Consider the following 15604-nt stretch of genomic DNA (forward strand, 5'->3'; position numbering starts at 1 on the left):
GGGGTGAACGCGACGAAGGGAGCGTCCGATGACCGAGACCACGCGAGAGAGCTCGCCAGATCCGGGGCCGCCGCCGATCAACGGCTGGCGGCAGGAGTACTGGAAGAAGAACCTGCGGCTGATGGTGGTGCTGCTCAGCATCTGGTTCTTCGTCTCGTTCGTCTGCGGGATCCTGCTGATCGAGCAGCTGAACAGCGTCGTGGTGCTCGGGTTCCCGCTGGGGCTGTGGTTCGCCCAGCAGGGATCGATCTACACCTTCATCATCCTGATCCTGGTGTACACGCTGCGCATGGACCGGCTCGACGACGAGTTCGGTGTCGCTGAGCGCGACGGAGAGGGGAATCGGCTGTGAACGAGATCCAGGCTTGGTCCCTCGTCTTCGTAGGGTTGTCGTTCGCGGTCTACCTCACGATCGCCTGGCGCAGCCGGGTGAAGGAGACCAAGGGCTTCTACGTGGCCGGCCAGGGCATCCCGGCCGTCGCCAACGGCGCGGCCGTCGCGGCGGACTGGATGTCCGCGGCGTCGTTCATCTCCATGGCGGGCCTGATCGCCTTCATGGGGTCGGACGGTTCGGTCTACCTCATGGGCTGGACGGGCGGCTACGTGCTGCTGGCCCTGCTCCTCGCCCCATACCTGCGCAAGTGGGGCAAGTTCACCGTCCCGGAGTTCGTCGGTGACCGGTACTCGGAGTACGTACGGCTCATCGCCGCCGTCGCCGCGATCATCGTGTCCTTCACGTACGTGGTCGGCCAGATGCGCGGTGGCGGCATCGTGTTCAGCCGGTTCCTCAACCTGTCCATCGAGGGCGGGGTGGCCGTCGCCGCGGCGATCATCTTCCTGTACGCCGTGCTGGGCGGGATGAAGGGCATCACCTGGACCCAGGTGGCCCAGTACACGGTGATGATCGTCGCCTACCTCATCCCGGCGTGGACCATCGCGCAGAAGATGACGGGCTTCCCCGTGCCGCAGGTGACGTTCGGCCAGATCCTGGCCGAGCTCGACGCGCTGAGCGAGAAGTTCGGGCTCGCGCAGTACACCGAGGCGTTCGCCGCCCGGCCGCAGCTCGACGTCTTCCTGGTGACGTTGTCGCTGATGATCGGTACGGCCGGCCTGCCGCACGTCATCATCCGGTTCTACACGACCAAGTCCGTCCGTGGCGCGCGGTTCTCCGCGTTCTGGGCGCTGTTCTTCATCGGCCTGCTGTACACGACGGCACCGGCCGTGGGCGCGTTCACCAAGCTGAACCTCATGCAGTCGGTCGACGGCGTGGCGGTCGCCTCGCTGCCGGCCTGGGTGAACAACTGGGCCGCGACCGGGCTGGTCACCGTCTCGGACAGCGCGTCGACGGTCACCTCGCTGAGCAACGACCCGGAGTCGGGCGCCGACCTCATCGTGAACAACGACATCCTCGTGCTGGCCACGCCGGAGATCGCCGGCCTGCCGGCACCGATCGTCGGCCTGGTGGCTGCGGGCGGTCTCGCCGCGGCCATGTCGACGGCGGCCGGGCTGCTGCTCGTCATCTCCTCCTCCGTCTCGCACGACCTGTACTTCCGGGTCGTCAAGAAGGAAGCCTCGGAGTCGCAGCGTCTGCTCGTGGGCCGTATCGCCATGGGTGCCGCGGTCGTCGTGGCGATCTACGGTGGCATCAACCCGCCGGCCTACGTGGCCCAGGTGGTCGCGTTCGCGTTCGGCCTCGCAGCGTCGACCTTCTTCCCGATCCTCGTGCTGGGGATCTTCTGGAAGCGGGCCAACGCGATCGGTGCGGCGTCCGGCATGGTGCTCGGACTGCTGTTCACGTCGTCGTACATGATCTACACCCTCGACGTGTTCGGTACGTCGGCGCACGAGCACGTGCTCGGCATCTCGCCGGAGGGCATCGGTGCGATCGGTGCGCTGGTGAACATCATCGTCACGGTGGTGGTGTCCAAGCTCACGGCGCCACCGTCGGAGCACATCCAGGAGATGGTGGAGGGCATCCGCTACCCGCAGCAGCGCGTGGAGGCGCCGGCCCCGAAGTAGCACCCTCTGGAGGCGCCGAGTGTCGAGGCCCGGACCGCATTGCCCCCTCAATGCGGTCCGGGCCTCGACATTCGGCGCCTCCTTTGGGCCTGGTTAGGGTTGTGCGGTGCATCTCGTCGCGACCGACCTCGCCTTCGGATACCCGGGCCGTCCCGTCCTGACGGGTGTCGACCTGCGGGTCTCGGACGGCGTACGGCTCGGCATCGTCGGGGAGAACGGGTCGGGCAAGTCCACCCTGCTGCACCTGCTCGCCGGCGATCTCGTGCCGTCGTCGGGCCGGGTGTGGCGGACCGGTTCGGTCGCGCTGGTGGAGCAGGAGCTGACGGTGCCACCCGGCCGGACGGTGGGGGACCTGGTCGATGCCACGCTCGCCGATCTGCGTCGGCTCGCCGCCGACCTGGAGGCCGCCGCGGCAGCGTTCGACCACGAAGCGGGCGACCTGGCCGAGCTGAGCGCGCTGCTCGCCCGCACGGAGCACGTCGCGGCCTGGGACGCCGACCGGCGTGTCGACGAGGCGCTGACCCGCCTCGGTGCCGTCCGCGACCGAGACCGGCCCCTGGAGACGTTGTCCGTCGGTCAGCGATACCGGGTCCGACTGGCCTGCCGCCTGGCAGAACGGGCCGACCTGCTGCTCCTGGACGAGCCGACCAACCATCTCGACGACTCCGGGCTCGACTACCTGACACAGACGGTGGTCGGCTGGCACGGTGGCGTGGTCCTCGTCACCCACGACCGTGAGCTCATCGACGACGTGGTCACCGCGGTGTACGACCTCGATCCGTCGATGGGCGGCGTGCCCGTGCTGTACGGACAACCCGGCTACCTCGCCTACCGGTTTGCCAAGAACCAGGCGCTGCAGCGGTGGAAGCAGCGCTACCGGGCCGAGCAGAAGCGCGCCGCCGCCCTCGCGTTCCGGCTCGACCGGTCCTACGAGGGCCTGTCGGACGAGTGGCGCCCGCCCAAGGGCTCGCAGAAGCACCGCCGCGGCACGCGTGCGCGCATCCACGTGAAGGCCGCGGACCGGCTCGTCGAGAGGCTGGAGGCCGAGGCCGTCGACGTGCCGCCCCCGCCGCTGGAGCTCACCTTCCCGGACCTGCCCGCCCTGTCCCCGGGCTGGGATGCCGCCGAGCCCCTGGTGGACCTGCGCTCGCCGCGTGTCGAGGCGCCCGACGGCGGGGTGCGCCTCGACCTGCCGGGCACGCGTCTGGCGGTGCCGCCGTCGGGCAGGCTGCTCGTCGTGGGGCCCAACGGCACCGGGAAGTCGACGCTGCTCGGTGCGTTCGCGGGGGCGCTGCCGTTGGCCCGGGGGAGCCGGTCGTCCCGCGACGGCGTGCGCATCGGCGTCGTGGGGCAGGAGGGGCGGGGGCAGGGTGACGGCACCGACGCGGAGCTCTCGGCGCGGTCGGGCTTCGACGCCTACGCGGCCGAGGCGCTGGCGCTGCTGTCCCGCGAGGAGCTGGACCCCGACCACCTGGTCCCGGTGGCGGCGCTCGGTCTGCTCACCGAGGACGAGCTGGACCGCCCCCTGGGCGAGCTGAGCGTGGGGCAGCGGCGGCGGTTCGACCTCGCGCTGGCGCTGCTGCACGCGCCGCACCTGCTGGTGCTCGACGAGCCCACCAACCACCTGTCCGTCGATCTGGTCGACGCGCTGACGATCGCGTTCGAGCGGACGTCCGCGGCCGTCGTCGTCGCGACGCACGACCGGCGGATGCGCGCGGACCTGGCTGCCTGGCCGGTCCTCGAGCTCGGCTGACGCTACCTCGCGCGATCGTGCGCTACCCCGCGTGTCAGTCGAGCCGGCCGACGTAGGCCATCGCCTGGCGCACGAGCGCGCCCTGGCCGTTGACCATCTCGGCCTGCACCGTGTCGCTGCACACCTCTTCGGGAGTGAGCCAAGCGAGGTCGAGGGCGTTCTGCTGCGGGCGGCAGTCGCCGTTGACGGGGACGACGTAGGCCAGGGAGATCGCGTGCTGCCGGGGGTCGTGGAACGGCGTGATACCGGGGGTCGGGAAGTACTCCGCGACCGTGAACGGCTGCGGCGAGGCCGGCACCTGCGGCAGGGCGACCGGCCCGAGGTCCTTCTCGATGTGGCGCAGCAGGGCGTCACGCACCCGCTCGTGGTAGAGCACGCGACCGGTCACGAGCGCCCGGGTCATGCTGCCGAGCGGGGAGGCGCGCAGCAGCAGCCCGACGGACACGACGTCGCCGGAATCGTCGACCCGCACAGGGACGGCGTCGACGTACACCAGCGGCAGCTGGGCGCGGACGGCGGCGATCTCCTCGGGGCTCAGCCAGCCGGTCTGCCCGGTCGGGTGCTCGTGTTCGTCGTCCGGAGGGAACTCGGCGGTGTCGGTCACCCTTCGTTTCTACCAGCCCGACGGTGGTCCCGGTGTGCGCTCGGCCCGGCGGCCCGGTGATGTGGGCCACGTGCGACCGGGTGGAATACCCGGGCCGCCCGGGACGCTGTGCCAAGGAGCAACCCCCACGAGAGGACTTCGCATGGCCACCGTCGAACTCACCGACGACACGTTCGAGCAGGCGATCAAGGACAACGACATCGTGCTCGTCGACTTCTGGGCGTCCTGGTGCGGCCCGTGCCGCCAGTTCGCGCCCGTCTTCGAGGCGTCGAGCGAGGACAACGCCGACGTCGTGCACGCCAAGATCGACACCGAGGCGCAGCAGCAGATCGCCTCGGCCGCCGGTGTCACCGCGATCCCGACGCTCATGGCGTTCCGTGAGGGCGTGCTCGTCTTCAACCAGGCCGGCGCCCTGCCGGCCCCCCAGCTCAAGCAGGTCGTCGAGGCCGTCAAGGGCCTCGACATGGACGACGTGCGTGCACAGATCGCCGCCGCGTCCAACGGCGTGCAGCAGGGCTGACCGCGCCCCTGCACGGACGACGGCCGCCGCCGGACCAGGTCCGGCGGCGGCCCGCCTGCGGGGGGGCCGGGCGGGTGGGGGGAGTGCGCGAGGCGGGACTCGAACCCGCACGTCCGAAGACACTGAGACCTAAACCCAGCGCGGCTACCAGTTACGCCACTCGCGCGTGCGACCCGATTCTATGACCCGGGCCGCCGTCTCAGTCGAGCCCTTCTTCGACTGAGCCTGCGGTTCCGCTGCGGGCGGTGCACCTCCGTCTCAGTCGACGTCGATCTCGAGCGCCTTGCGCAGGCGCGCCACGTGCCCCGTCGCCTTCACGTTGTACTGGGCGAGCGTGACCTTGCCGTCGGTGCCGACCACCACGGTGGAGCGGATGACGCCGACCACGGTGCGCCCGTAGTTCTTCTTCTCGCCCCAGGCGCCGTAGGCCTCGAGGACCTCGCGCTCCGGGTCGGAGGCGAGCGGGAACGTCAGGGCGTCCCGCTCGACGAACTTCGCCAGCTGGGCCGGTTCGTCGGGCGAGATGCCGATGACCGTGTAGCCGGCGCTCTGGAGCGCGGCGAGCGAGTCGCGGAAGTCGCACGCCTCGGTGGTGCAGCCCGGGGTCATCGCGGCGGGGTAGAAGTAGACGACGACACCGTGCTTCGCCTCGAGGCGAAGCTCCTCGAGGGAGACGGTGCCACCGTCGGCGGTGGTGAGCGTGAAGTCGGGCGCGGTGTCGCCGGCGGCGAGACGGGTCACGGGTTTGCTCCTCAAGCAGGTGTTCCGGGCTGTGCCGAGCCTAGCGTCCGCCGGTCCGCGTGCCGGGCCGACGGCGATGCTCGCGTAGCGTAGGAACCGTGAGCCCCGCAGCATCCAGCACAGCCGCCCAGACCGGCACGCCGGCCGAGCCGTTGCCCATCCGCATGCTCCACGACCGCGTCCTGGTGGACCCGGAGACCGACCGCTCCGAGCGCCAGTCCTCGGCCGGTCTGGTCATCCCCGCGACGGCGACGGGTCCCAAGCGGCTGACCTGGGCGACCGTGGTCGCCAAGGGGGAGCACGTGCGTCAGGTGGCCGTGGGTGACCGGGTGCTCTACGACCCTGAGGACCGGGCCGAGGTCGATCTCGGCGGCACCGACTACGTGCTGCTGCGCGAGCGGGACGTGCACGCGGTGGCGGAGCGTTCCGACGATGCCGGAACGACCGGCCTGTACCTCTGACGGCGGCTGTCGTGCAGGTCACAGACTCTCGCACGGCGTCCGGGTACCGGCGGTGTGCCCGGGCCTGGTAATGTTTCACACCGCTACGCGCCATTAGCTCAATGGGTAGAGCAGCTGACTCTTAATCAGCGGGTTCGGGGTTCGAGTCCCTGATGGCGCACCAGCGAGGATGATGATCCGGGTCACCGGTTGGTTGTCCGCGCTTCTTCGCGCGCCATTAGCTCAATGGGTAGAGCAGCTGACTCTTAATCAGCGGGTTCGGGGTTCGAGTCCCTGATGGCGCACCGCCGAGGCCCTCGTCGCAGCAGCGACGGGGGCCTCGTTCGTGTCTGGTGAGCCCTGGCCCCCTCGCGCGCGGACGGGATACGGCGGCACGATGGACGGATGATCTCCACCGAGCTCGCCACCCGCCTGCGCGACGCCGGGCTGACCTGGAAGCCCACCGAGGGCGACCGGTTCCACATCGACGCCCCGGAGCTGGCCGCGGAGGTGTTCACCGTCTCCACCCTGACCATCGAGGCGCACCACTTCCCGACGGGCACGGTGCTCGGCTTCAACGGGACCACCGAGTGGGCGTTGGACTCCGTCGACATCGAGGACACCCTCTGGCTGCCGCGCGAGGACCAGCTGCGCGACCTGCTCGGGCGGACGTTCCGCTCGATGGTGCGCGACGGCGAGAGCTACATCGTCGAGGCCGACCTCCTCGGGCAGCGGCGCACGTTCACGGCCACGGACCCGGCTGACGCCTACGGGCGCGCGCTGCTGGCCCTGGTGGAGCTGGCCGGGGAGTAGGGCAGGGAGGCTGGGCGCCGTACCCTAGGGCGGTGCCCGAGACGCCTCCCACTCCCGACGATCTCCGACCGCCGACCGAGCGGAGGACCGGCGAGAACTTCTTCCGCAGGCCGCTCAGCTATGTGCGTCGCACCGAGCGCCTGACCGTCGGGCAGCAGCGCGCCTGGGACACCCGCCGTCACCGCTACCTCGTCGACGTGCCGCGCGAGCACCGCGAGCTGTCCGTGGACCCGGACTGGCGCTTCGACGCCGCGGCGGAGTTCGGCCGCACCGCTCCCGTGGTCCTGGAGATCGGCACCGGGCTGGGGGAGTGCATCGTGCACGCCGCCGCGTCCCACCCCGAGCGCGACCACGTGGCCGTCGAGGTCTACACCCCCGGGGTGGCGCAGGTGATCGTGCGCGCCGGTCATGCCGGGGCGGACCCCGCCGACGCCGGGGGAGCCCCGGGCCAGGAGCTCGACAACCTGCGCATCATGCAGGTCGACGCCCTCGAGCTGCTGCGCCACGGGCTGCCGGAGGCGAGCCTGGACGAGCTGTGGATCTTCTTCCCGGACCCGTGGCCCAAGCAGCGCCACCACAAGCGGCGTCTCGTCACGCCCGAGTTCGCCGAGCTGGCGGCCCGTGTCCTGCGCCCGGGCGGACGGTGGCGACTCGCCACGGACTGGGCCCAGTACGGGGAGGTCATGCTCAAGGTCGGCGACGCGGCCGAGGGTTTCCGCAACGCCCACGGACCGGGAGGACGTGCCCCGCGGTTCGAGGGTCGCGTCATGACGAGCTTCGAGCGCAAGGGCCTGAACGCGGGTCGTGCGGTGACGGACCTGGAGTTCGTCCGGGTCTGACCCGTCCGAGCCTCTCGATCGGCAGCGTGCTGCCTCCCCGCTCCGCGATGGACCGGGCACGGCTTAGAAGCGCCTCAGGTCCCTGGTCGCCAGCACGACCCAGAGGACGAAACCGAGAACCCCGAGGCCTCCCACGCTGTAGGTGAGCACGCCCGGGAAGCCCAGCATCGGCTCACCCAGCCCGACGACGAGATAGCAGGCGCCCGTCGTCAGGCCGACGACGACCGTCCCGCGGCGAAAGAGATCACGACGGGGTGCCGTCGCCGACACCAGAAAGACCCAGGCCCCCAGCATGCCCATACCCAGGAACTGCACCACGAGCACGGGCAACCCGCTCTCCTGGAGCCTGAGCGCGTTGCCGACGACGAGGCCCGCGGACGAGGCGATGATCGTTGCCCCGCCGAGGAGTCCGACAGCTGCGGTGCGACCTGTCGCGGGCCACCCTCGTGGCGCCGTCAGGCGACGGAAGGACAGCGCGGCGGGAATGAGGGCGACTCCCATCAATCCACCGGCGAGATCACTGATCGGTGCGAAGATGCCGCCGACGGTGAAGTAGAGCACGCCGAAGACCGCACCAGCAGCTGTTGCGGCGAGCGAGAGCCAGAGAAACAGTCTCACGCGGCGCGCCGTGAGTCGCTCGCCGGCGTTCTCGTCGACGTGGTTCGCCGCAGCCGTGGCGCTCATGCCCGTGACTCCCGCGCCGGTGCGGAACCGTCGACAGCGCCGGCCCGCCAGAGGTAGTTGCCGACGATGATGGCAGCGACCACCATCGTCGCGTGGAATCCCCACTCGATCCTCGCGAGTCCGGCCCAGTCATGGTGATCGAGCTTCTGGTGCAGAGCGCCGTGCGGGTACCAGCTGACGAGCAGCCATGCCATCGACACATAGGTGGCACGCGCCAGCGGCCCGAGCTTCAGCATCGGGGTTGCGGTGAACAGCCATGCGAGGCCGAGGCCGAATCCGACCGCTTCGAGCAGTCCGTACGCGAGCAGCGCGGCAAGAGCGCCGCCCTGGATCCCCAGCTCGTCGACCGAGGGTGCTCCCCAGAAGCCACCGAGCGGACCCTGCGGGCTCGTGACCAGGGCCAGCAGTGCTCCGATCGCGGCGATGCCTGTCCAGCGGCGCCCCGTCCGCCGGTGCGTGAACCGTGTCTCTTCTTCGTGCTTCGTGGACATCGTTCTCTCCCCGGTGAACTCGGTGCCGCCCGGAGTGGCGACGCTCCCTTCGGACGCTAGAGCGCCTGGGCGCGCGGCTGAACGGTGCCTGCCGTATCGCAGGGGTGCAGCAGGCCTCAGGCCGCCGGGTGGTTCAGGCTGTGGTGTGCACCCGGGCGCCCGACGTGACGATGCGCAAGACTGTGCAGAGTGAGACGCATGATGTCGGTCGTGGCCGCACTCGCTGCGGTGGCGCTCGTCGTCTCGTTCTCGTTGGCGATGGGTGCCCGTCCGGTTCCATGGACGGCCCTCGTCTACATGGCCTTCGTTCCGGCACCTTTTCTGGTGGCGGGTATCTACCTGCTGCGGCGCCGACCGGAGAGCCGGACCACGTGGCTGCTGGTCGGTGCCACCGCGGGTGCGATGTGCTTTCCGCTGCTGCTCGAGGTCCTCGTGACAAGGCGCCACGAGGTGAACGGGGTCGAGGCGTGGATGGCCCCGCTGCTGGCAGGGGAAGCGCTGATGTCGATGGCCGGCCTCGCCTGCCTCGTCCTGCTGATCGGGCTGTTCCCCCGAGGAGTGCCTCGTACTGCGCGCCAACGGCGCCTCGCCACCGTCACCTGGCTGCTGCCCCTGCCGATGCTGGTCGCGCTGCTGAGCGCACGCCACATCCCGGTCGAGACCATGAGCTATGAGGGGATCGGACCTTTTGAGAACCCGTTCGCGGTGCGCTGGCTCGGCTGGCTCGACCCGCTGACCTCCCAGGCGCGGTCGATCGCCTCGCTGGCAGTCGTCGCCGCGATCATCGCCGTCGTGGTGCGGTACCGCGGCGAGGAGCCGGCGGTACGCCGTCAGTTGCGCTGGATGCTCTTCGGGTCGTCGTCGGCTCTCGTGTTCGCTGTCCTGCCGTGGGTCGCCCTTCCGCTGCTCGGTCCCGGAGCACTGGCCCACGGCACCGTGCTCGTGACGCTCAGCTCCGCCGCGCTGATCCTCATCCCTGCCACCGTGGTCATCGCTCTGACCCAGCCCGCATGGATCGACACCGACGCCGTGATCCCCCGAGGGTTCGCCTACGGAGTGCTGTCGGTTCTCGTCGTCGTGCTGTACCTGGGCATCGCCGCAGGACTCGGCCTCGCGGCAGCCGGCGCGCTCCTCCAGGTGGAGGTCGCGGTTCTCGTGACGGTGGTGGTGGCACTGGTGTTCAATCCCGCGCGCGTCCGGCTGCAGCGGACGGCCGAACGGTGGGTCTTCGGTGCGCGCCCGACACCGATGGGCGCCATCGCAGGGTTCGACCGGACGACGCAGGGCACGTCGTCGGCGGACCTCGCCCCGATCCTCGCCGACCTGGTGCGGAAGGCCGCGCGCCTGCGCTGGGCAGAGGTGTCGCTGTCTCCCGTCGCGGCGGCCACAGCGGGAACACCGAGAGGGGAAGCCACCTTCACCGTTCCCATTGCTCGCGAGGGCGAGGCCTTCGGCACGATCCGCTGCGGGCCGAAGGTAGCCGGCGTGCTGAACGAGGATGATCGCGAACTGGTGTGCGCGCTCGCCGCGCAGAGCGGCCTCCTCATGGCGAACGCCAGGCTCGCCGGCCGCATCGTCCACGCGCACGAGGCAGAGCGTCGTCGGATCGAGCGGAACATCCACGACGGTACGCAGCAGGAACTCGTCGCGCTCGTCGCCAAGCTCGCGTTGGCACGGGTGAGATTGCGAGACGGGCACCTCGACGACGCGCCTCTGGCCGAGCTGCAGGACGATGCCCGAGGCATCCTGAGAGACTTGCGCGACCTGGCCCAGGGTATCCATCCGACGGTACTGACCGACGGCGGGCTGGTCGAAGCGGTCGAGGACCGCTGCCGCAGGCTGCCGATCGACGTGACCCTGGAGACGTCGCCTGGCCTGCGCCGGCGCCGGTTCGACGACGATGTCGAGGGCGCCGCCTTCTTCTTCGTGACCGAGGGGCTCGCGAACACGCTGAAGCACGCGAGCGCCTCCGGCGTGCGTGTCGGCCTGCATGCCGTGGGTGACTACCTGGAGCTCAGCATCAGCGACGACGGAACCGGCTTTCGCTCCGACAGCGTGCAGCCACGGGGCCTGGCGGGTCTCAGCGACCGCATCGCCGCCCTCGCCGGAACACTGAGGATCGAACCGGCTCCCGGCAGCGGAACTGTGCTCAGCGCCCGTCTCCCCGTCCACACGGCCGCGACATGATCGAGCCGATGCGGGTCATCGTCGTCGACGACCACTACCTGGTGCGCGAGGGCACACGGCGGCTCCTCGAGTCATCGGGCGTGGTGGATGTGGTCGCGACCCTGCCCGACGCGCTCCAGCTCGACGAGGCAGTCACCCACCTGCGCCCGGACTCCGTCATCGTCGACATCCGGATGCCCCCGGGCCACCAGATGGAGGGGATCGACGCCGCCCACCAGATCCGCGCCACCCATCCGGGGGTAGGGGTGGTCGTGCTGTCCCAGCATGCGAGCCCGCTGTACGCCTTCGAGCTCTTCAAGAAGGGCACGGCCGGGCTCGCCTACCTTCTCAAGGACCGGGTCGGCGACCTTGACGAGCTGCTTCGCGCCCTGCGAGAGGTCACCTCGGGGGGTTCGGTGGTCGACCCGGTCGTGGTCGAAGGACTGCTCGGGCGAGAGCAGAGCTCTCGCGGCACCCTCCTCGGCGAGCTGAGCGTCCGCGAGAGGGAGGTTCTGCAGGCCATGGCTGAGGGGCGATCGAACGCGGCGATCGCCCAGGGGCTCTTTCTCAGCAAGTCTGCGGTGGAGAAGCACATCAACGCGATCTTCGCCAAGCTGGCCCTGCCCGCAGACGAGCACGCGACACACCGCCGGGTAGCAGCCGTGCTGACCTTCCTCCGTGCCCGTGGCGTGGAGAACTAGGTTCCTCCATGGGTTCGGGCACCGCCCCGTCCGGTTCGCCTGACGGTCCCTCGTCGTCGAGCCCACGCGCCCGCAGCGCCTCGCCGAGGGCGTCGGCCTGCCGCAGCGCGCCGACGACGAGCGGGACGGCGAGCGCCCGGACGTCGTGCTCGCGCCCGCGGGCCCGTTGAGCGTCGCGCACGCTCCCCACCAGCGCCGTGAGCACGGGCACCGAGCGCACGGCCAGCGCCAGGACGAGCGCCGCTCGCTCGGCGTCCACCCCCACGCGGCCCAGCGGACGCAGCGCCCGCTCCAGGGCGGCCAGCAGGAGCGAGGTCGGCGTCGTCAGGGTCACGAGCCCCGCGAGGGCGACGAGCACCACGAGCCGGGTGGTCAGCACGGCCGCGGCCAGCGGGCCGAGCGTGGCCCACTGCACCGCGACGACGCACGGGACGAACCACCGCAGCGGACGCACCTGTGACCACAGCGCACGCGGGCCGAGCCGGGCCAGGGCGTAGAGCACCAGCACGCCCACGACGGCGGCACCCACCCCGGCCGGCGAGCGCACCGCCAGCAGGGCGATCGAGCACACGCACAGCCCGGCCAGCTTGGTACCGGCCCCGAGCCGGTGCAGGGGGCTCACGCCATCAACCGGCGGTAGGCGGGCACCGCCACCGCGGGGACGTCGTCGACCACCACGCGTCCGCCGTCGATCACCAGGACGCGGTCGTAGCCCGCGACCAGGTCCAGGTCGTGGGTGACGAGCACCACGTGCTGGTCCAGCGCGGCGAGCCGGTCGGCGACGGCGCGGGTGTTGCGCAGGTCGAGCAGGGTGGTGGGCTCGTCGGCCACGACGAGCCGGGGCTCGGTGACCAGCACGCTGGTCAGGGCCAGGAGCTGCTTCTGCCCGCCCGAGAGGAGGTGAGCGGGGTGCTCGGAGTGGTCGGCGAGGCCGTGCCGGTCGAGCTCGGTCGCGACCCGGGCTGCCACCTCCGCCTTCGACAGCCCCGAGCGGTGCAGCGAGTAGGCGACGTCCTCGGCGACGGTCGGCATGATGATCTGCGCGTCGGGGTCGGTGAACACGAACCCCACCCGGCGGCGCACCTCGCGGCCACGGCGGCGCGTGTCGAGCCCGTCGACGAGCACGCGGCCCGACGTCGGGACGACCAGCCCGTTGAGCAGGCGCGCCAGGGTCGACTTGCCCGACCCGTTCGCCCCGATGACGGCGACCCGGCGTTCGGTCAGGTGCAGCGAGACCCCGTGCAGCACCTCGCGGTCGCCGTGACGCACGTGCACGGCGTCCAGCACCACCTCGGTCATCGGACCACCTCGACCAGCAGCGCGACGCCGAGGCCGCCCGCGGCGGCCGCGGTCGCCAGGCCGAGCGTGCCGGTGGGCGCCCCCGCCGTGACCAGGCGGGCGAACAGCCGCACCACCGCGACGGCCCCGCTTGCCCCGAAAGGGTGCCCGAGGCCCAGGGTGCCGCCATCGGCGTTCCAGCGCCGGTCGTCGGCGACCCCCAGGTCCGCGGTCACGGCGAGCGCCTGGACGGCGAAAGCCTCCACGAGCTCGACCGCCGCGACGTCGTCGAGCGTGACGCCGGCCCGGGCGCACACCGCGCGCACCGCCGCGACCGGACCGAGCATCGGCCGGGCGGGGTCGGTGCCGCAGGTGGCCACGGCTCGCACCCGCAGCCCCGGGACGCCGTCGGGGACGACGACGACGGCCGCCGCACCGTCGGCGACCGGGGCGGCGGAGGCCGCTGTCACCGACCCGCCTGCGACGAACGCCCCGGGCAGCCGGTCGAGCACCCGCGGGTCGAGCCTCCGGGCCTGCTCGTCGCGTGCGAGGGCGCCAACTAGCACGGCCTCGGCGGTGAACCGGCCGGCGGCGTGAGCCGCTCGCACCCGGTCGTGCGAGCGGACGGCCCACGCGTGCTGGCGCTCGCGGTCGATCCCGCGGGCTCGGGCCAGGCGGTCGGCCGCGACCCCGAGACCTGGGTCGGCCCACGGCGGCGGCGTGAACGAGGCGCGGTCGTAGGACAGCGATCCGTGCGCCCGGGCCGGAGCCCGCGACCCGCTCTCGACGCCGCCGGCGAGCACCGCCCGCGCCTGCCCGGCGTCGATGAGCGCGGCACCGACAGCGACGGCGGCCAGTCCCGAGGCGCACTGCCGGTCCACGGTGATCCCCGGGGCGGTGAGCCCGGCGGCGAGCGCCGCCCGCCGAGCGACATTCCCGCCGTGGCCGGCCGCGTTGCCGAGCACCACGTCGTCCACGGCACGCAGCCCGGCATCCTGCGCGGCGGCGGCCAGCACCGCGGCCGCGAGGGTCGTCTCGTCCGCACGCCGGTGGCCGCGACCCGCCACCCCGACCCAGGTGCGGCGGGCGGCGACGACCACGCTCACCGCAGGACCTCGAGGTCGCCGACCTGCGCCGTCGGGTCCGACCCGGCGACGCGTGCGCCGAGCGCGGCGCGGGCCGGCTTGCCGTTGGGGGTGCGCGGCAGTGCGTCCAGCCGGTACCAGCGGCGCGGCCGCTGGGCGGGCGCCAGGGTGGCGCGGGCCACCCGTTCGAGGTGCGCGCGCAGCCCAGGGCGGTCGTCGGCTTCGACGACGGCCACGACGACGGCGCCGAGTCGGCGGTGCGGCGCCCCGGCCACGACGATGTCCCGCACCCCGGGCACGGGGCGCAGCGCGGCCTCGACGTCCTCCGGCACCACGGTCGACCCCGCGGTCAGGACGGCGCCGTCGCCCCGGCCGCGCAGCACCAGCGGCCCGGTGCCGGGCCCGAGGACGACCGCACCGTCCGCGCCGTCGGGACCTGCGCCGTCGGGCACCTCGGCGAGATCGCCGACCGTGGCCCACCCGTCCTCGAGCCGCAAGGGTCCGCGGGCGCCGGCGAGATAGCCCTGCGACACCCACGGCGAGCGCACCCACACCTCGCCGAGGCTCGTGCCGGGCTGGGGGCGCACAGCGACCTCGACCCGCGGGAAGGGGTGCAGGCCGTCGCCGGTGTCGACGGCGACGAAGCTCAGCTCGACCGCCCCGTAGTAGGCGACCAGGTCCAGGTCGTGCGTGGCGGCACGATCGCGTTGGACCGGGTCGAGGCCGGCGCCCCCGACGACGGCGGTGCGCAGCCGCGAGGGCATGCCGGCGTCCAGGGCGTCGAGCACGTCGTCCAGTCGCGACGGCACCAGGTGGGCCACGTCGCTCGTGGCGAGTGCCGCGCAGGTCGCCGTCGGCCCGGGCGCGAGGTGCGCGCAGGCACCGACGGCGAGCGCATGCACGGCGGCGAAGCAGTGCAGCGAGCTGGCCAGCGGCCCGGTCACCAGCACGGTGTCGGTGGGCCGGGTGCCGGTCAGGGCGGTCACGTCGTCGAAAGACCGGGTCCAGGACCCGCGGGTGCGGGCCACGGCACGCGGTCGGCCGGTGCTGCCCGAGGAGAACCCGGCCCAGGCGACGTCGGCGTCGTCGGGAGCCGAGCCGGGACCGGGCACCGGCGGACGGGACGCCGCCGGGGCGGCGCGGGGCAGCGGGACGTGCACGACGGCGGCGGGTGTCAGGGAGCGCAGCACCTCCGCGCGCTGGTGCACCGGCCAGGCGGGGTCGGCCAGCAGGCCGGTCCCGCCGGCGAGGTCGACCGCCAGGAGGCCGACGACGGCGTCGAGCGGGTCGTGCAGCAGCAGGGCGACGAGGTCGCCGGGACGGGTGCCGGTCGCCGTGAGGTGCTCGGCGCCCGCGCGCACGTCGGCGGCGAGCTCCGCGTACGTGCGGGTCCGCCGGTCGTGGCGCAGCGCGGGCCGGTCCCTGCCGGGACCGGCCGCGCGCTGCAGGACGTGGTGGGCGACCGGCACC

17 protein-coding genes and 3 tRNA genes are annotated in these 15604 nt (G+C 72.2%); 11 read left to right on the forward strand and 9 right to left on the reverse strand.

The window, feature by feature from the left end:
• The first annotated feature begins 28 nt into the window (after window positions 1-28).
• The 3 genes from PZC42_RS15375 to PZC42_RS15385 all read left to right on the forward strand — a co-directional run bounded on the left by PZC42_RS15375 (window position 29) and on the right by PZC42_RS15385 (window position 3772).
• Window positions 29-352 carry a DUF4212 domain-containing protein gene (locus PZC42_RS15375; protein ID WP_277212427.1) on the forward strand — a complete coding sequence of 108 codons (324 nt, stop codon included), beginning with the start codon at window positions 29-31 and terminating at the stop codon, window positions 350-352.
• Window positions 349-2019, forward strand: a complete 1671-nt coding sequence (locus PZC42_RS15380; protein ID WP_277212429.1) for a sodium:solute symporter family protein — start codon at window positions 349-351, stop codon at window positions 2017-2019. Before PZC42_RS15375 ends, PZC42_RS15380 begins: the two co-directional genes overlap by 4 nt.
• Before the next feature lie 106 nt (window positions 2020-2125).
• Window positions 2126-3772 (forward strand): ATP-binding cassette domain-containing protein, encoded by a 1647-nt coding sequence (locus PZC42_RS15385; RefSeq protein WP_277212430.1) that lies wholly within the window; start codon window positions 2126-2128, stop codon window positions 3770-3772.
• Window positions 3773-3806: 34 nt separating this feature from the next.
• On the opposite strand, the gene PZC42_RS15390 is transcribed toward PZC42_RS15385, so the two are convergent.
• Window positions 3807-4376 (reverse strand): NUDIX hydrolase family protein, encoded by a 570-nt coding sequence (locus PZC42_RS15390; protein WP_277212431.1) that lies wholly within the window; start codon window positions 4374-4376, stop codon window positions 3807-3809.
• Window positions 4377-4518: 142 nt separating this feature from the next.
• Between PZC42_RS15390 and trxA the strand changes: the two genes are divergently transcribed.
• Window positions 4519-4896: a thioredoxin gene (trxA, locus tag PZC42_RS15395; RefSeq protein WP_277212432.1), complete on the forward strand. Its 378-nt coding sequence runs from the start codon at window positions 4519-4521 to the stop codon at window positions 4894-4896.
• Window positions 4897-4980: 84 nt separating this feature from the next.
• Here trxA and PZC42_RS15400 read toward each other — a convergent pair.
• Together PZC42_RS15400 and bcp are read right to left on the reverse strand one after the other, a co-directional pair.
• Window positions 4981-5062, reverse strand: a tRNA-Leu gene (locus PZC42_RS15400).
• Window positions 5063-5154: 92 nt separating this feature from the next.
• Window positions 5155-5637, reverse strand: a complete 483-nt coding sequence (gene bcp / locus PZC42_RS15405; protein ID WP_277212433.1) for a thioredoxin-dependent thiol peroxidase — start codon at window positions 5635-5637, stop codon at window positions 5155-5157.
• 98 nt (window positions 5638-5735) lie between these two features.
• On the opposite strand from bcp, the gene PZC42_RS15410 reads away from it, so the two are divergent.
• From PZC42_RS15410 to trmB, 5 genes are all read left to right on the forward strand, one after another.
• The gene (locus PZC42_RS15410) at window positions 5736-6098 is read left to right on the forward strand and encodes a GroES family chaperonin (RefSeq protein ID WP_277212434.1); all 363 of its coding nucleotides are present in this window, start codon (window positions 5736-5738) and stop codon (window positions 6096-6098) included.
• Window positions 6099-6185: 87 nt separating this feature from the next.
• Window positions 6186-6261, forward strand: a tRNA-Lys gene (locus PZC42_RS15415).
• Between the two features lie 48 nt (window positions 6262-6309).
• Window positions 6310-6382: transfer RNA gene (locus PZC42_RS15420), tRNA-Lys, on the forward strand.
• Between the two features lie 100 nt (window positions 6383-6482).
• Window positions 6483-6890, forward strand: coding sequence for a pilus assembly protein CpaE (locus tag PZC42_RS15425; RefSeq protein WP_277212435.1), 408 nt, complete (start codon window positions 6483-6485; stop codon window positions 6888-6890).
• Between the two features lie 32 nt (window positions 6891-6922).
• Window positions 6923-7729, forward strand: a complete 807-nt coding sequence (gene trmB / locus PZC42_RS15430; RefSeq protein ID WP_277212436.1) for a tRNA (guanosine(46)-N7)-methyltransferase TrmB — start codon at window positions 6923-6925, stop codon at window positions 7727-7729.
• 63 nt (window positions 7730-7792) lie between these two features.
• On the opposite strand, the gene PZC42_RS15435 is transcribed toward trmB, so the two are convergent.
• Window positions 7793-8413 carry a hypothetical protein gene (locus tag PZC42_RS15435; RefSeq protein ID WP_277212438.1) on the reverse strand — a complete coding sequence of 207 codons (621 nt, stop codon included), beginning with the start codon at window positions 8411-8413 and terminating at the stop codon, window positions 7793-7795.
• A complete protein-coding gene (locus PZC42_RS15440; RefSeq protein ID WP_277212439.1) occupies window positions 8410-8904 on the reverse strand; it encodes a hypothetical protein in 495 nt (164 codons plus the stop codon). Before PZC42_RS15440 ends, PZC42_RS15435 begins: the two co-directional genes overlap by 4 nt.
• A 198-nt stretch (window positions 8905-9102) precedes the next feature.
• Here PZC42_RS15440 and PZC42_RS15445 point away from each other — a divergent pair, with 198 nt between their 5' ends.
• Both PZC42_RS15445 and PZC42_RS15450 read left to right on the forward strand, forming a co-directional pair.
• Window positions 9103-11091, forward strand: coding sequence for a GAF domain-containing sensor histidine kinase (locus PZC42_RS15445; RefSeq protein ID WP_277212440.1), 1989 nt, complete (start codon window positions 9103-9105; stop codon window positions 11089-11091).
• Window positions 11088-11771: a response regulator transcription factor gene (locus tag PZC42_RS15450; protein WP_277212441.1), complete on the forward strand. Its 684-nt coding sequence runs from the start codon at window positions 11088-11090 to the stop codon at window positions 11769-11771. Before PZC42_RS15445 ends, PZC42_RS15450 begins: the two co-directional genes overlap by 4 nt.
• On the opposite strand, the gene PZC42_RS15455 is transcribed toward PZC42_RS15450, so the two are convergent.
• The 4 genes from PZC42_RS15455 to PZC42_RS15470 are packed head-to-tail and all read right to left on the reverse strand — an operon-like array spanning window position 11665 to window position 15603.
• The gene (locus PZC42_RS15455) at window positions 11665-12393 is read right to left on the reverse strand and encodes an energy-coupling factor transporter transmembrane component T family protein (RefSeq protein ID WP_277212442.1); all 729 of its coding nucleotides are present in this window, start codon (window positions 12391-12393) and stop codon (window positions 11665-11667) included. The genes PZC42_RS15450 and PZC42_RS15455 overlap by 107 nt on opposite strands.
• Window positions 12390-13070, reverse strand: a complete 681-nt coding sequence (locus PZC42_RS15460; RefSeq protein WP_277212443.1) for an energy-coupling factor ABC transporter ATP-binding protein — start codon at window positions 13068-13070, stop codon at window positions 12390-12392. Before PZC42_RS15460 ends, PZC42_RS15455 begins: the two co-directional genes overlap by 4 nt.
• Window positions 13067-14155, reverse strand: coding sequence for an acetyl-CoA C-acyltransferase (locus PZC42_RS15465; protein WP_308199842.1), 1089 nt, complete (start codon window positions 14153-14155; stop codon window positions 13067-13069). Before PZC42_RS15465 ends, PZC42_RS15460 begins: the two co-directional genes overlap by 4 nt.
• Window positions 14152-15603, reverse strand: coding sequence for a class I adenylate-forming enzyme family protein (locus PZC42_RS15470; protein ID WP_277212444.1), 1452 nt, complete (start codon window positions 15601-15603; stop codon window positions 14152-14154). The genes PZC42_RS15465 and PZC42_RS15470 overlap by 4 nt, the downstream gene beginning before the upstream one ends.
• Window position 15604: the final 1 nt, after the last annotated feature.

The organism is Isoptericola croceus (assembly GCF_029382255.1).
GTDB classification, from domain to species: domain Bacteria; phylum Actinomycetota; class Actinomycetes; order Actinomycetales; family Cellulomonadaceae; genus Isoptericola; species Isoptericola croceus.

Bases quoted from the DNA above. Each gene is read 5' to 3' on its own strand.
- PZC42_RS15375 (WP_277212427.1), top strand. From the start codon at position 29: ATGACCGAGACCACGCGAGAGAGCTCGCCAGATCCGGGGCCGCCGCCG.
- trxA (WP_277212432.1), top strand. From the start codon at position 4,519: ATGGCCACCGTCGAACTCACCGACGACACGTTCGAGCAGGCGATCAAG.
- PZC42_RS15425 (WP_277212435.1), top strand. From the start codon at position 6,483: ATGATCTCCACCGAGCTCGCCACCCGCCTGCGCGACGCCGGGCTGACC.
- PZC42_RS15435 (WP_277212438.1), bottom strand. From the start codon at position 8,413: ATGAGCGCCACGGCTGCGGCGAACCACGTCGACGAGAACGCCGGCGAG.
- PZC42_RS15440 (WP_277212439.1), bottom strand. From the start codon at position 8,904: ATGTCCACGAAGCACGAAGAAGAGACACGGTTCACGCACCGGCGGACG.
- PZC42_RS15445 (WP_277212440.1), top strand. From the start codon at position 9,103: ATGATGTCGGTCGTGGCCGCACTCGCTGCGGTGGCGCTCGTCGTCTCG.
- PZC42_RS15450 (WP_277212441.1), top strand. From the start codon at position 11,088: ATGATCGAGCCGATGCGGGTCATCGTCGTCGACGACCACTACCTGGTG.
- PZC42_RS15460 (WP_277212443.1), bottom strand. From the start codon at position 13,070: ATGACCGAGGTGGTGCTGGACGCCGTGCACGTGCGTCACGGCGACCGC.